Origin of the sequence: Paraburkholderia phenoliruptrix (assembly GCF_019511605.1) — a bacterium.
Taxonomy (GTDB): domain Bacteria; phylum Pseudomonadota; class Gammaproteobacteria; order Burkholderiales; family Burkholderiaceae; genus Paraburkholderia; species Paraburkholderia phenoliruptrix_A.
Window position 1 is genome coordinate 136,322 of the sequence record NZ_JAEUAV010000010.1, and the last position, 13,150, is coordinate 149,471.

Sequence of the window (13,150 nt, forward strand, 5' to 3'; positions counted from 1 at the left end):
GAACCGTCGTTGGCTAAGGGGGCTGATGTGTCTGCAGTGGAACTAAATGCAGCCCAATCTAAATCGCCCCGGCTTTCGAGGAGCCGGGATGGCGGGCGTCCATTTGGCCGAGATGGCACTTGAAAACGGATGCACGCTTACTCGTGAATTCGTGCTTTCGGAGATAACATTAGGTCGTAGGCAAAACGAAAATGTGGTGTGCGATTAACCCGGGGGAGTGAGGGGCTCTAGAATTCCCTTTTAAATCAATGATTTGTGATGGCTGTTAAATTACGCGCAACCGATTCTAGATTTGTCGCCCCAGGCGAGTAGGTTATTGAAAAATAAGGACTTTCGCAGTGTGCGGCCACACCTGCGGAAAGCCCTAGCAACTGCGATTTGACGGTATTTTTGACGGTATCCGCGGGCGGTGCGCGCCTACGCTTGCTTAATACCGTCAGCGATGTTGACGGTATTCGCACGCCGAGTGATAGTCATAGACGCTCGAGGCATTACGGACGACCGCCGGAGACCGAACGCAACGTCGCGCCGGCCCGATCAGGATGCCAGCCGGCGAGTCCGAATTGCTTTGATGGGGCTTTTCTCAGGCGATCGTCTGGTGCAGCGCCTCGTGTTCGACCTCTTTGGGCATAGGACCGAAACCGGCCATCAAGAGACACCCGCCGCAGTGAATAGCACGGCCGTTGTCACCCACATACCGGACACCGCGTTGCCGTGGACGTGCCATATCCAATTTGGTCGACATTCGCGCCGCCTGACTCTGGGAATGTCGGTTCGTTCGGGCGATTTTTCCATTGACGGAAAAGTCATTCCACCCATGCCCGTCTAATCAAAAGTCCCCGTCCGACCGACAGTCTTCCCCACGCACTTGACATCCATCGCGAAAGGAGAAGGACCATGAACATCACGACCACGCAGCAATTCAAGCGCGTCTGGTTCGTCACCGGCGCATCGCGCGGTCTGGGCGCACTGATCGCGCAAGCCGCGCTCGACGATGGCAACGCTGTCGTCGCGACCGGCCGCAACGCCGCGGCGATCACCGAGAGGCTAGGAGCGCCGCCCGCATTGCTCTCCGTTGTCCTCGACGTGACAAACGAGGCACAGGCGAAGGCGGCCGTCGAAGCCGCGGTCGATAAGTTCGGTCGCATCGACGTGCTGGTCAACAACGCGGGCTTCGGTTTGCTCGCGGCCGTCGAGGAATCGAGCGATGCCGAGGTTCGCCGCATCTACGAGACAAACGTGTTTGGCTTGCTCAACGTCACACGCGCCGTGTTGCCTGTGATGCGCAAGCAGCGTTCGGGGCATGTGATCAACACGTCGTCGATCGTCGGTTATCAGGCGGCGGCAGGCGTCGGCGTCTACAGCTCGACGAAATTCGCTGTGGAAGGCATCACCGAAGCACTGCATGCTGAACTCAAGCCGCTCGGCATTCACGCAACGATGATTGAACCCGGGTTCTTCCGCACGGACTTCCTGGATACGTCGTCGCTGGTCGTCGGCAAGACGATCATCGGTGACTATGAAGAGACGTCGGGCAAACTGCGGCACCTCGCAGGCGAGATCAATCATAATCAGCCAGGCGATCCCGCCAAACTGGCAACTGCGGTGATCAGGCTCGTCGATGCAGAGACGCCGCCGCTGCGTTTGCCGCTCGGCACGGACACGCTCAAGGCACTCGCGGAAAAGAATGCGTATGTTACGGCCGAAACGGAAACCTGGAAGGCGCTTTCAGCATCCACCGACTTCCCGGCCTGAGCCGCAAAGAACGAACGGGCAGACAGCGCGCGTGCGAGCGGCGTCTGCCCGATTCGGACAAGATGCGGTCATCGCCTTTTCAAGCTTGCGCGCGACAATGACATGAAGAAAATCGGTTTTCTATCGTTTGGCCATTGGTCTGCTTCGTCACACTCGCTTACGCGTTCGGCTTCCGACGTCCTGCTCCAATCCATCGACCTCGCGGTTGCAGCCGAGCAACTCGGCGCGGATGGCGCGTTTTTTCGCGTGCACCATTTCGCGCGCCAGCTCGCGTCGCCATTTCCGTTGCTGGCGGCTGTGGGCGCGAGAACCAGCCGCATCGAAATTGGCACAGCCGTCATCGACATGAGGTACGAGAACCCGCTCTACATGGCCGAGGATGCGGGCGCGGCCGACCTCATCGCCGGCGGACGCCTGCAACTCGGCATCAGCCGCGGCTCCGGCGAACAGGTGATCGACGGCTGGCGCTATTTCGGCTATGCGCCCGGCGAGGGTGAGACGCACGTCGATTTGGCCCGTCGACACACGGAAGTGTTCTACGAAGTGCTGCGCGGCGAAGGTTTCGCCGAGCCAAATCCCCGACCGATGTTTGCCAACCCGCCAGGCCTGCTACGCGTCGAGCCCCATTCCGAAGGGCTGCGCGACCGCATCTGGTGGGGCTCGGGCTCGGATGCCACCGCGGTCTGGGCAGCCGGGATGGGCATGAATCTGCAATGCTCGACATTGAAGAACGACGAGTCGGGTCGTCCGCTTCATGTTCAGCAGGCGAATCAGATTCGCGCCTATCGGCAGGCGTGGAAAGATGCGGGCCACACACGCGAGCCGCGCGTGTCGGTGAGTCGCAGCATCTTCGCGCTGATGAACGATCGCGACCGCATGTACTTTGGACGCGACGCGAACAGCGACGACACGATCGGACTGCTGGACGGCAATATCCGGACGATCTTCGGCCGCAGTTATGCGGCGGAGCCGGAGACGCTCGTCAAGCAACTCGCAGCCGACGAGGCCATTGCGGAAGCCGACACGCTACTGTTGACCGTGCCGAATCAACTCGGCGTGGAGTATTGCGCACACGTGATCGAATCGATCCTCACGCACGTAGCTCCAGCGCTCGGCTGGCGTTAGTGCGAGATTGCTTCAGCTTCAGCGCAACGGAAGCCAAAGCGGTCCCTCCCACGCTTTAAGTGCATCGAGGAACGCCTTCAACTTCGACGGCATGAAGCGCCGCGTCGGATAGACGGCATGCACGAAAATTTCCGGTGACGACCATTCGGGCAGCACATGCACCAACTCACCGCTGGCAATATGCGGATCGCAATAGCTCGACGGAAGCAGCGCGATCCCGTGTCCGCGAAGCGCGAATGCATGGACGATGTGAAAGTCGCGCGCGGCGACGGGTCCGCTCACGTGTACCTTGACCGCTTTGCGGCGGCTGACCAGTTGCCACTCCGTCTCGTTGTTGCGGGCGTTGATCAGCACGCAGGGATGCTGGCTCAATTCCTCGGGCCGCGACGGGAGGGTGTGGGTTCGCGCATAGTCGGCCGAGACGACGAGCTGCCGCACACTTCTTCCCACGCGTTGCGCGACGAGGCTCGAGTCCTGCAATTCACCGAAGCGGATCGCGATGTCGACGTTTTCGGCGATCAGGTCGATAAACGCGTTCGTGAAGTACAGATCCACCTGGATTTGCGGGTAATCCTTCAAGAATGCCGACAGGAACGCGTAAAACGGCTCCTGTTCGAGCATCACAGGACCGGAGATGCGTAGCACGCCCTCCGGCTTCTTCTGCGTCTGAGTGATCACGCGCTCCGCGTCGTACAGATGACTCAGCGGCTCGCTGCATTGATCGAAGTAGGCGCGGCCCTGCGCAGTCAGGCTGAGCTTGCGGGTCGTGCGTTGCAACAGCGTCGCGCCGAGTCTTTCTTCGAGCGCGCTCACCTTGCGGCTGACGGTCGACACGGGCATGCCGAGCGCACGCGCGGCCCGGCTGAAGCTCTCGAATTGCGCTACCCGTACAAAGACGGCGATGTCGTTCAGGTCGGCGAGTGCGGTCATGGATGGCGTGGTGGCGATTTTTGCGACCGTGGAAAAGACATTCCATATATTCCAGTCTAATCAAAAATGCTCGTCGGGACGAGACTTCTCTTCACGCAGTTCAACTTCCTGGAGAGAAATCATGGCAAACAAAGTCGTCGTCATTACTGGTGCTTCGAGCGGAATCGGTGAAGCCACCGCCAAACTTCTTGCCTCCAAAGGCGCCACTGTGGCTCTGGCCGCCCGCCGCCTGGACAAGCTTCAACGCGTTGCCGCGGAGATCGTGGCGAAAGGCGGGCAAGTGTCGGTTCATCAAGTCGATGTGACGGATCAGGAGCAGGTCAACCGCCTAATCAATGACGTCGTATCGCAACACGGCCGCCTCGACGTGATGGTGAACAACGCGGGTCTGATGGCGATCGCGCCACTGTCGCTGCGCAAGACTGACGAGTGGGACCGGATGATCGACATCAACATCAAGGGCCTCCTGTACGGTGTCGCCGCGGCGCTGCCGGTTTTCGAAAAACAGCAGTCGGGCCACTTCGTCAACATTGCGTCGGTCGTGGGTCTGAAGGTCTTCAGCCCCGGAGGCACGGTTTATTCGGGAACGAAGTTCGCGGTCCGCGCGATCTCCGAAGGTCTGCGGCACGAAGTGGGCGGCAACATCCGCACGACCGTCATTTCACCGGGCGCGATCGACACTGAACTGAAGTTCGGTTCGGGCCACGACGACAGCCGGAATTTTGTCGTCGACTTCTACAAGATGGCGATTCCCGCTGACGCCATCGCGCAAGCCATCGCTTACGCAATCGAGCAACCTGGTTCGGTCGACGTCAACGAAATCGTGATTCGTCCCACCGTTCAGGACTTCTGAAGCGTGGCGCTGCGGTGGCTGAGCGCCAACGGGCCAGAGGGCCTCTGACCCGTCCGCGCGCCAATCACTGCGAAGCCAGCCCGAATGACTTCATGGAGGAGTTCATCATGCCCGCAGCAGTGTTTTCTCTCGCGTTCGCCGCGTTCGCAATCGGAACGACGGAATTCGTCATCGTCGGCTTGTTGCCCGACATTGCAAGAGCTTTCGGTATCTCCGTGTCGACGGCCGGTCTGCTGGTGAGTTTCTACGCGCTTGCCATTACGGTCGGCACGCCTGTAGTGTCAGCGTTGACCGCGCGCCTGCCGCGCCGCGCATTGCTGCTCGCGCTGATGACGTTGTTCACGCTGTGCAATCTGGCGGCGGGACTTTCGTCATCCTTTCCGGCGCTGCTCGCGATCCGGATCGTCATGGCAGTCTCACACGGCGTGTTCTTCGGCCTCGGGACAACCGTTGCCATGGCGCTAGTGCCGACGCAGAAGTCAGGAAGGGCCGTGGCTATCATGGTAAGCGGTCTGACGGTCGCGATGGTGACTGGCGTCCCCGGCGGAACGTGGCTCGGCGATCTGATGAGCTGGCGGCTGCCGTTTCTCGTAGTGGCTGCCATGGGCGCGCTGGCGAGTATCGGCCTCTGGCGGCTTCTGCCCGTGGTTGCCGCTCAGCGCAGTGCCGGCACCATTCTCTCGCAGCTCGCTTTGCTGAAGGACCATACGTTGATGCCGCTGTATGCGATCACCGCTCTCGGCATGGGCGCAACGTTCGCCGTCTTTACCTACCTGTCGCCGCTATTGGTCCATACCACGGGGTTCGGAAGTAAGGGCGTAACTCTCGGGCTGATGGTGTTCGGACTCGGCTCGGTGGTGGGGACGAGCGGCGGCGGGCGCCTCTCCGACCGATATGGCCCGAAGCTCAGCATGAACATCGCGCTAGCCGGCATCGCCGCGTCGGTCGCCGCGCTCTGGCTTACCGCACAGCATCCTGTGCTGGTGTTGGTCAACCTGTTTGTGTGGGGCGCGTTCGCCTTCGCCGTTCCTCCCATCATGCAGGCTACCGTCGTGCTCGTGGCTCGACATGTGGCGCCGGAGGCGGTCGGTACGGCGGCGGGGCTCAACGTCGCTACGTTCAACCTCGGCATCTCTGGCGGGTCCTTCCTCGGCGGACTGACGCTGGCAGGCGTCAACGTCCTCACGACGGTGTACGCCGGCGTGGCTCTGGCGGTGGTGGGAATCGCAGTTGTCGCGACGTATCGATGGTCGGAGCGTCCGGCTGCCGCGCCTGCCCGAAACGCGCTGGGACGGTGCTAAACACCAGCGCCCCACTCGACGACACCGAATCATGCAACGAGAAACATCATGAACGTATCGAAGCCTCATGTACTGCAACCCGGACGACGGCGTTTCGTGCAGCTTCTCGCATCGCTGCCGTTCGTTTCCGCCGCCACACTCGCTCACACGCTGTCACCGTCAGGAGCCGCAATGACAACTGCACACGACACCATTCGACCCAAGGCCCTTGTCTTCGATATGCAAGGCACCGTCTTCAACTTCTATGATCCGATGATGCATGAACTGGCCCACCTCCCTGCAGTCGCGCCGCGGCTTCAGGACTGGTCGACTTTTGCGGGACGGTGGAGCGCTGCGGCACATGACGCTATCGTCGAGATCGCCGCCGGGCGCAAGCCGTGGCAACCCAATCGCGCTGTTTATGCCGAGGTGTTGCCTTCGTTGCTTACGCGTTACCCAAGCGGCAATACGCTTTCCGACGAGGACAAGACCCGCTTGCTCGACGTCTGGGAAACGATGACACCATGGTCCGATACGCTGACAGGACTAACATCGCTGCGTAAGGCATTCGTGGTTGCAACGCTGACGAATGCGTCGATGGCGGGAATGATAGGCCTCGTCAAACGCGAAGGACTGCCCTTTGATGCGATCCTCACCGGCGAACTGGTGCACGCGTTCAAGCCTGATCCGCGTGTCTACCGACTCGCTTCTGAGTATCTCGGCCTTGTACCGGGCGAGATCATGCTGGTGTCTGCTCACAAGTGGGACCTGATGGCGGCCAAGCGCAGCGGCCTGCTCACGGCATTTGTTCCGCGTCCTTTTGAAAACGGTCCCGCGACCAAGGTCGACACGTTGCCGGAGTCATACATCGATGTTATCGCCTCCGATTTACCGCAACTCGTGTCGCTCCTCGATCGCGGTTGAAACTGATCAGCCCGGTAAAGATCGCGAGCCTCGATGGGCCGATCACGCGGCCCACGGACGTCCGCTGTCGGTCACGTCGCAGACATCGGCCGAGGTTGGGCAGATGACGGGAATGGGTCGCCTTCGGTCGACCGCAGCGGGCAGAAGTCGGCCACAAACTGCCGTTTGCATGCGTCGTCGATCGGACGTTCAGGCGTCGGCTCCGGCGTCGCGTTGTTCGTCAGTTCGGGCGAGTCGAGCAGGAGTGTCATCTTCGTGATACATTATGTCGCCTAGAGACTCATGAAGGTGACAAAATGCCAACACCTCATGCTCCTTCTGCTGCTGTCCGACGGGCGCTCCGCAAGTTGGGCGCCGATATACACGACGCACGTCGCCGCCGCCGATTGACCATGGCGGTGATTGCCGAGCGGGCTTTCACGTCGAGAGCGACTTTGCAGCGCGTCGAGGCAGGAGACCCGGCGGTGAGCATCGGCATATATGCAGCCGTGCTATTGGCGCTTGGGCTTTTAAGCGGGTTACAGGACGTTGCCGACGCCGCTCACGATACCGTGGGGCAGTCGCTGGCCGCGGCGGCGTTGCCTCAACGCGTCCGGTTGCCGCATGGCAAAGGGAAGGGCGACCATGGCTGATGTCGAGGTATATATCGATCTCGACGGCACACCGCGTCCAGTGGGGCTGCTCAGACGCCATGCGTCGCGTCGGGATGAAACGGTCACATTCGAGTATGACGAGACTTGGCTCACCGACGACGAGTGCTTTTCGATTGAGCCGGCACTGGCGTTGACGCGGGGTGTTTTTCCACCGATGGCGGACCAACCCATCTTTGGCTCGATTGGCGATTCCGCTCCGGACACCTGGGGGCGCCGTCTCATGCAGCGCGCTGAGCGTCGCCAAGCGGAAAAGGAAGGACGGCGTATCCGCACACTGGGCGAACTCGATTATCTGCTGGGCGTAGCTGACGAAACTCGCCTCGGCGCTCTGCGTTTCCGCTGGAGCGGAGAAGATGAGTTTCAGGCGCCCGTGCCCGCTGGTGTTCCCGCGATCATCGAATTGGGGCGGATGCTGCAAATCACCGAACGCATCTTGCGCGACGAGGAAACGGATGAAGATTTGCAACTGATCTTCGCGCCAGGGTCGTCGCTCGGTGGCGCGCGTCCCAAAGCATCGGTCATCGACCAGTACGGTCATTTGTCGATTGCCAAGTTTCCGAAGGAGACAGACGACTACAGCATCGAGACCTGGGAGGAAGTTGCCCTGCGATTGGCTGAACGCGCCGGTATTTCCACTCCACGTCACGGGCTGCTCGAGGTAGCGGGCAAAGCTGTGCTGTTGTCACGTCGCTTCGATCGCGCGGGGAGTATTCGCATTCCTTTTCTTTCGGCGATGTCGATGACGGGATCGCGGGACGGCCAACGCGGCAGTTATCCCGAACTGGTCGACGCACTGGCGCAACACGGAGCGAAGGCGCGGGCCGATGCTGCCCAGTTGTATCGCCGCGTGACGTTCAACGTGTTGGTCTCCAATGTGGATGACCATCTGCGCAACCATGGTTTTCTGTGGGCGGGACACAATGGCTGGGAATTGTCACCGGCCTATGACCTCAATCCCACGCCGACCGATGTCAAGGCGCGTATCCTGACGACAAACATCGATCTCGACGAGGGAACGTGTTCGGTTGGCCTCCTCGAAAATGCCGCAGAGTTCTTTGGATTGTCGCTGAAACAGGCTCGGGCCACGATTCGGGAGGTGGCCAATGTGACCCGGACATGGCAATCAGTTGCTCAGGAAGTCGGTTCAAGGCGCGCAGAGATTGCCCGCATGGCGAGTGCCTTCGAGCACGATGATCTTAGCGCCGCACTACGGCTGTGACGGTATCTAGGATAGCGTTCGAACGAGACTGGCAGTATCAGCGACGGTATCGCGCTCACAAATCGTCCCAAGACACTGGCGTCCGCGATCTTTAAAGTAAAGCGGGCGTGGACTCTCCGCTGCGGTCCGGCGAAAGCCGTTAAGTGCCGGCATGTTTTTCGGTATCGTAGACGGTATCGACGTCGAGTGACCAGGCGGCAACGCCGTTCCCACAAGGCTCCAGCCACTGGATTGACAATCGAGTGGGAGTGACGGGCGAAGAATCCCCTGCTAGGCAGATTGGTTAGCCGACAGGCAATGTGTGCTCGATTAGGGATTGTCAGAGTCGATTCCTAACCGATTGAAGCTTGCGGGGGTTCTTTCGTTTCATTTTGTGCCATGTCGGCTCGCAGTGGCCTAACTTGACGGTATAGCTAACGGCACCTAGGCAACCAGAGAGCAAAGACTCGCCAGAAACCGTCAGAAGTGTTCACGCTACCTGGCATCCTTGCTATGAGCGGTTGATTGCCGGGACGCCGAGGTGTCAGTCGCTCGATTGAAAGTGACGGCCTTTGACCACGATTTTTCCAGTAGTCGCAGGGTAGGAAGTTAGGATCGCATAATTAGTTGGATTTACTCCCTTCTCAATCCTCGCAAGCCGGTCCCCACTTCAGACCGACCCCAGGCCAACAGGCATCGGACCGACAGCGGCCAATAGTTTGAACTCGCGCAATGGCCTCTCCCGTCATGGAATGCCCGAAGCGGAGCGATCGTCAGGCGAATTAGATACGGCCCAATGCATAGCCACCTGATCAAGATCTGTTAGCGTGGCGACCTCGACCGCACTCATTTGACGATGCCGGAGCGGCCGATCCGGTCCCACCATCATACCCCGATCACCGCATAACCAGATCAGAAGAGCCCGCCGGTCCGATTCGACCATCCACACGGTTCACGCGTGCGCGCCCGAACCGCACATCCCCGCCTTTATGCCTGCCAGGAATGACTGTTATCGACGGCGCCTGCCTTCTTCGAACAGGCGCTGACCTTCATCATTTGCTCACCGTCAACCAACAGGACAAAACGATGAGCAACTTCCAAACCTACACGATCGATAACGCACCGGCCGCTTCGAAGGCGGGCCTCGAAGACACGAAGCGCGCGTTTGGCTTCGTGCCCAACCTTCAGGCGCATATGGCGGAGTCGCCCGCGCTGCTCGCCGGCTACTCGGCACTGTGGGACCTGTTCTCGAAGAGCACGCTGACGCCGCATGAGCAGCAGGTCGTCTATCTGACCTCGAACTTCGAGAACAACTGCCACTACTGCATGGCCGGTCACAGCACGCTGGCAAAAATGATCAAGATGGACCCAGGCGTGATCGCCGCGCTGCGCGCCGGCACTCCGCTGCCCGATGCGAAGCTCGAAGCGCTGCATCGCTTCACCACGCTTGTGGTTCGTGAGCGGGGCTTTGTCCCGGACGCCGATGTCGACGCGTTTCTCGCCGCGGGCTACACCCGTCAGAACGTCCTCGAAGTGATTCTGGGCGTAGCGACGAAAGTGATGAGCAACTACACCAATCACATCGTCCATACCGAACTCGACAGCTTCATGGCAGGTAACGAGTGGACGAGGCCGGTCGCTGCTTAAGCAAACTCGTGCTCGCGCAGCAAAAGCGCGACGCAGCAGAAGCGGAATCGCTGTGCGTGGTCAACGAGATCGTGCCCGCGGATCGGTTGCTGGAACGCGCGCGCGCAATTGCCGCGACGATCACGAGGCAGCCGCCGCTCACCACCAAATGCACGCGCGTTGGACTCACACAGCGTCTGCGTCGCGTGGTCGACGAAGGCATCAGCTATGGCCTCGCGCTCGAAGGCATCACTGCGGCCCAAGTGGCGCGCAGTACGGCCGCGCAGAACGCAGCCTGAATCTGGTGCCACCCGTTCCTCGATTTCACTATTTCTCGCAAGGAGAACTTTCATGTCGCTGCAAGACAAACTCGACGCATTCCGGGCCGACTTCAAGGCGGGCAAAGCGCCGTTCAACGCGCCGCCCGAGATTCATCCGGTAATGGAACGCGCCACGGCAGAACTGATAGCAAGCGGACAGGCGGCACGCGCAATCAAGGCAGGCGACCGCGCGCCGCATTTCAATCTGAAAGACCAGGACGGCAACGACGTGTCCTCCGCTGCGTTGCTGGTGAATGGCCCGCTTGTCGTGACGTTCTACCGCGGCGTCTGGTGCCCGTACTGCAATATCGAATTGCAGGCGATCAACGAAGTGCTGCCGCAGATCCGGGCTTATGGCGCGAATGTCGTGGCAATCTCGCCGCAAACGCCGGTCAATAGCCGCAAATCAGTGCGCACCAACCAACTGGGTTTCCCGGTGCTGAGCGACGTGAATGGCCAGACCGCTGCGAACTTCGGACTGCGCTTTGCACTGCCTGACTATCTGGTCGACTTGTACAAGAGCCTGAAGAACGATCTGCCGGCGTTCAACAACGACCCGGGCTGGACCTTGCCGATGCCCGCGCGCTACGTCATCGGACAAGATGGAATCGTGCTGTATTCGGAGGTCAATCCGGACTACACACGTCGTCCGGACCCGTCGGACATGTTCCCGGTGCTGGAAAAAGCGACCGCCAACGCCTGAGCCTGAGCGCTCGACACCAAGCAATCGTTACGCCGCGCCGGAGAGTGCGGCACGGCTTTTTATTTCCCCCCGGTTCGTAAAAGGAAATTCGATGACACAACGTACATTTCTCGTAACCGGCGCGACCAGAGGCATTGGGCTCGCGTTGACCACGCAGCTGCTTGCCGCGGGCCACCACGTGGTAGGTCTAGCGCGCGAAGCAAGCGATTTTCCAGGTGAACTGGTCCGCGTGGATCTGGCCGACCGTGCCGCGACCGGCGCGGTGCTCGACGACCTCGTGCGACGTCGCGCCTTCGATGGTGTGGTCAACAACGTCGGACTGGTCCGACCGCAGCGACTGGGTGAAGTCGCATTAAACGATCTCGACGACGTTCTCGCTCTGAATCTTCATCCTGCCGTGCAGACCGTGCAGGCGCTGCTTCCCGGCATGCGCGAACGCGGCTGGGGACGCGTCGTGAACATTTCCAGCCTGACGATTCTCGGCATGCCGCAGCGCACGGCCTACGCAGCGGCAAAAGCAGCACTCGTGAGTTTCGCGCGTTCGTGGGCGCTGGAGCTGGCCGGCACGGGCATAACGGTGAATGCCGTCGCGCCGGGTCCGACCAAGACGGAGCTCTTTCGCGCGAACAACCCGCCTGGAAGCGAGGGCGAGCGGCGCTATTTGTCGGCAGTGCCCATGGGCCGCCTGGGCAAGCCCGAAGAAATTGCCGGGACAATCGCGTTTCTGCTTTCTGACGTAGCCGCCTTCATGACGGGTCAAACGCTGTACGTCGACGGTGGCGCATCAATCGGCAAGCTCGGCTTCTGAGGACGCGCCTTCGTCGCTGGCAGACGTGACGCCCAGTACTTCCTCGACGAAGGCAACGAAGGCGCGTGCCTTCGCACTTACCAGGCGTCCGGCAGGGAATACCGCCCACAGGTCGATCGAGGGCAATTCCCAATCGGTCAGCACGGCCTTGACAGTACCGTCGGCGAGTTCCGGAGAGAACATCCATTCCGATGCGATCGCGAGGCCCATGCCCCCGAGCACCGTTGTGCGCATGCCTTCGGCGGCGCTGACACTGACGCGACCTGACACGACGACTGCTACTTCCTTGCCATTCTGGCTGAACGCCCAGGACTCGCCCCCGCCGCGCAACGAATAAACCACGGCCTGGTGCTGGCTCAAATCCGCAGGCGACTTCGGCACGCCTGCTTCGGCGAAGTAGCCGGGTGTGCCGACCACGAGCCTGCGGCCCCGCGCAATGCGACGAGCGGTCATGGTCGAATCGTCGAGCGAACCCATGCGCAACGCAACGTCCACGCCCTTTTCAAGCAGGTCGATGGTGCGATCGTCCAGCACAATATCAATCTGCAGATTAGGGTGGCTGTCCAGAAAGCGCTTGAGCGCAGGCAGGATGTGCAGACGCGCAAACGTCACTGCGGCGCCGATGCGCAGCACGCCCGATAATCCGGTGGACGCGTCGCGCACCACCTGTTCTGCAAGATCCACTTCTTCGATAGCACGCCTTGCGTGCTCGTAGAAGCGCTGACCGGCATCCGTCGGTGTGAGGCCCCGTGTCGAGCGAAACAGCAGCCGCACGCCCAGCCGGTCCTCGAGTTGCGCGATCGACTTTGATACGGCCGGCTGACCGAGTTTGAGCCGCTTTGCGGCTGCCGAGAACGAGCCGGCCTCTACGACGCAGACGTACGTTTCCATTGCTGCCATCCGGTCCATGCCGCTGCTTCTCCTTGAAGGACCGCAAAGTCCTGGTCGTGGCTGAGATGTTCCAAGCCCAAAGTC

Annotated in this window: 13 protein-coding genes; 11 read left to right on the forward strand and 2 right to left on the reverse strand. The window is 60.7% G+C overall.

The window, feature by feature from the left end; all coding sequences use genetic code 11:
* The first annotated feature begins 897 nt into the window (after positions 1-897).
* Together JNB89_RS15450 and JNB89_RS15455 are read left to right on the forward strand one after the other, a co-directional pair.
* Positions 898-1,755 (forward strand): oxidoreductase, encoded by an 858-nt coding sequence (locus JNB89_RS15450; RefSeq protein WP_220362791.1) that lies wholly within the window; start codon positions 898-900, stop codon positions 1,753-1,755.
* A gap of 102 nt (positions 1,756-1,857) precedes the next feature.
* The gene (locus JNB89_RS15455; protein WP_220362792.1) at positions 1,858-2,880 is read left to right on the forward strand and encodes an LLM class flavin-dependent oxidoreductase; all 1,023 of its coding nucleotides are present in this window, start codon (positions 1,858-1,860) and stop codon (positions 2,878-2,880) included.
* Positions 2,881-2,898: 18 nt separating this feature from the next.
* Here JNB89_RS15455 and JNB89_RS15460 read toward each other — a convergent pair whose 3' ends face one another.
* A complete protein-coding gene (locus tag JNB89_RS15460; RefSeq protein WP_006767173.1) occupies positions 2,899-3,810 on the reverse strand; it encodes a LysR family transcriptional regulator in 912 nt (303 codons plus the stop codon).
* A gap of 121 nt (positions 3,811-3,931) precedes the next feature.
* On the opposite strand from JNB89_RS15460, the gene JNB89_RS15465 reads away from it, so the two are divergent.
* The 9 genes from JNB89_RS15465 (at position 3,932) to JNB89_RS15505 (ending at position 12,175) form a co-directional block, all read left to right on the forward strand.
* Entirely contained in the window at positions 3,932-4,663 is a 732-nt protein-coding gene (locus tag JNB89_RS15465) for an SDR family oxidoreductase (RefSeq protein WP_035975588.1), read from the forward strand.
* A 107-nt stretch (positions 4,664-4,770) separates the two neighbouring features.
* Positions 4,771-5,964 (forward strand): MFS transporter, encoded by a 1,194-nt coding sequence (locus JNB89_RS15470; protein WP_176077760.1) that lies wholly within the window; start codon positions 4,771-4,773, stop codon positions 5,962-5,964.
* Positions 5,965-6,012: 48 nt separating this feature from the next.
* Positions 6,013-6,867, forward strand: a complete 855-nt coding sequence (locus tag JNB89_RS15475; RefSeq protein ID WP_223216770.1) for a haloacid dehalogenase type II — start codon at positions 6,013-6,015, stop codon at positions 6,865-6,867.
* A 392-nt stretch (positions 6,868-7,259) separates the two neighbouring features.
* Positions 7,260-7,499, forward strand: coding sequence for an XRE family transcriptional regulator (locus JNB89_RS15480; RefSeq protein WP_220362793.1), 240 nt, complete (start codon positions 7,260-7,262; stop codon positions 7,497-7,499).
* Complete coding sequence (locus tag JNB89_RS15485) at positions 7,492-8,739, forward strand: type II toxin-antitoxin system HipA family toxin (protein WP_220362794.1); 1,248 nt, start codon at positions 7,492-7,494, stop codon at positions 8,737-8,739. Before JNB89_RS15480 ends, JNB89_RS15485 begins: the two co-directional genes overlap by 8 nt.
* Before the next feature lie 1,065 nt (positions 8,740-9,804).
* Complete coding sequence (locus tag JNB89_RS15490) at positions 9,805-10,365, forward strand: carboxymuconolactone decarboxylase family protein (protein ID WP_220362795.1); 561 nt, start codon at positions 9,805-9,807, stop codon at positions 10,363-10,365.
* 8 nt (positions 10,366-10,373) lie between these two features.
* A complete protein-coding gene (locus JNB89_RS15495; RefSeq protein ID WP_220362796.1) occupies positions 10,374-10,643 on the forward strand; it encodes a hypothetical protein in 270 nt (89 codons plus the stop codon).
* 52 nt (positions 10,644-10,695) lie between these two features.
* Positions 10,696-11,367 carry a peroxiredoxin-like family protein gene (locus JNB89_RS15500; RefSeq protein WP_220362797.1) on the forward strand — a complete coding sequence of 224 codons (672 nt, stop codon included), beginning with the start codon at positions 10,696-10,698 and terminating at the stop codon, positions 11,365-11,367.
* Between the two features lie 91 nt (positions 11,368-11,458).
* Entirely contained in the window at positions 11,459-12,175 is a 717-nt protein-coding gene (locus JNB89_RS15505; RefSeq protein ID WP_220362798.1) for an SDR family oxidoreductase, read from the forward strand.
* Here the strand turns inward: JNB89_RS15505 and JNB89_RS15510 are convergent.
* Positions 12,152-13,084, reverse strand: a complete 933-nt coding sequence (locus JNB89_RS15510; RefSeq protein ID WP_220362799.1) for a LysR family transcriptional regulator — start codon at positions 13,082-13,084, stop codon at positions 12,152-12,154. The two genes, JNB89_RS15505 and JNB89_RS15510, sit on opposite strands and share 24 nt — an antisense overlap.
* Positions 13,085-13,150 lie beyond the last annotated feature (66 nt).

What these genes read in the sequence shown, in the direction of transcription:
- JNB89_RS15450 (WP_220362791.1), top strand. Translation starts at nt 898, where the DNA reads ATGAACATCACGACCACGCAGCAATTCAAGCGCGTCTGGTTCGTCACC.
- JNB89_RS15455 (WP_220362792.1), top strand. Translation starts at nt 1,858, where the DNA reads ATGAAGAAAATCGGTTTTCTATCGTTTGGCCATTGGTCTGCTTCGTCA.
- JNB89_RS15460 (WP_006767173.1), bottom strand. Translation starts at nt 3,810, where the DNA reads ATGACCGCACTCGCCGACCTGAACGACATCGCCGTCTTTGTACGGGTA.
- JNB89_RS15465 (WP_035975588.1), top strand. Translation starts at nt 3,932, where the DNA reads ATGGCAAACAAAGTCGTCGTCATTACTGGTGCTTCGAGCGGAATCGGT.
- JNB89_RS15470 (WP_176077760.1), top strand. Translation starts at nt 4,771, where the DNA reads ATGCCCGCAGCAGTGTTTTCTCTCGCGTTCGCCGCGTTCGCAATCGGA.
- JNB89_RS15475 (WP_223216770.1), top strand. Translation starts at nt 6,013, where the DNA reads ATGAACGTATCGAAGCCTCATGTACTGCAACCCGGACGACGGCGTTTC.
- JNB89_RS15480 (WP_220362793.1), top strand. Translation starts at nt 7,260, where the DNA reads ATGGCGGTGATTGCCGAGCGGGCTTTCACGTCGAGAGCGACTTTGCAG.
- JNB89_RS15485 (WP_220362794.1), top strand. Translation starts at nt 7,492, where the DNA reads ATGGCTGATGTCGAGGTATATATCGATCTCGACGGCACACCGCGTCCA.
- JNB89_RS15490 (WP_220362795.1), top strand. Translation starts at nt 9,805, where the DNA reads ATGAGCAACTTCCAAACCTACACGATCGATAACGCACCGGCCGCTTCG.
- JNB89_RS15500 (WP_220362797.1), top strand. Translation starts at nt 10,696, where the DNA reads ATGTCGCTGCAAGACAAACTCGACGCATTCCGGGCCGACTTCAAGGCG.
- JNB89_RS15505 (WP_220362798.1), top strand. Translation starts at nt 11,459, where the DNA reads ATGACACAACGTACATTTCTCGTAACCGGCGCGACCAGAGGCATTGGG.
- JNB89_RS15510 (WP_220362799.1), bottom strand. Translation starts at nt 13,084, where the DNA reads ATGGACCGGATGGCAGCAATGGAAACGTACGTCTGCGTCGTAGAGGCC.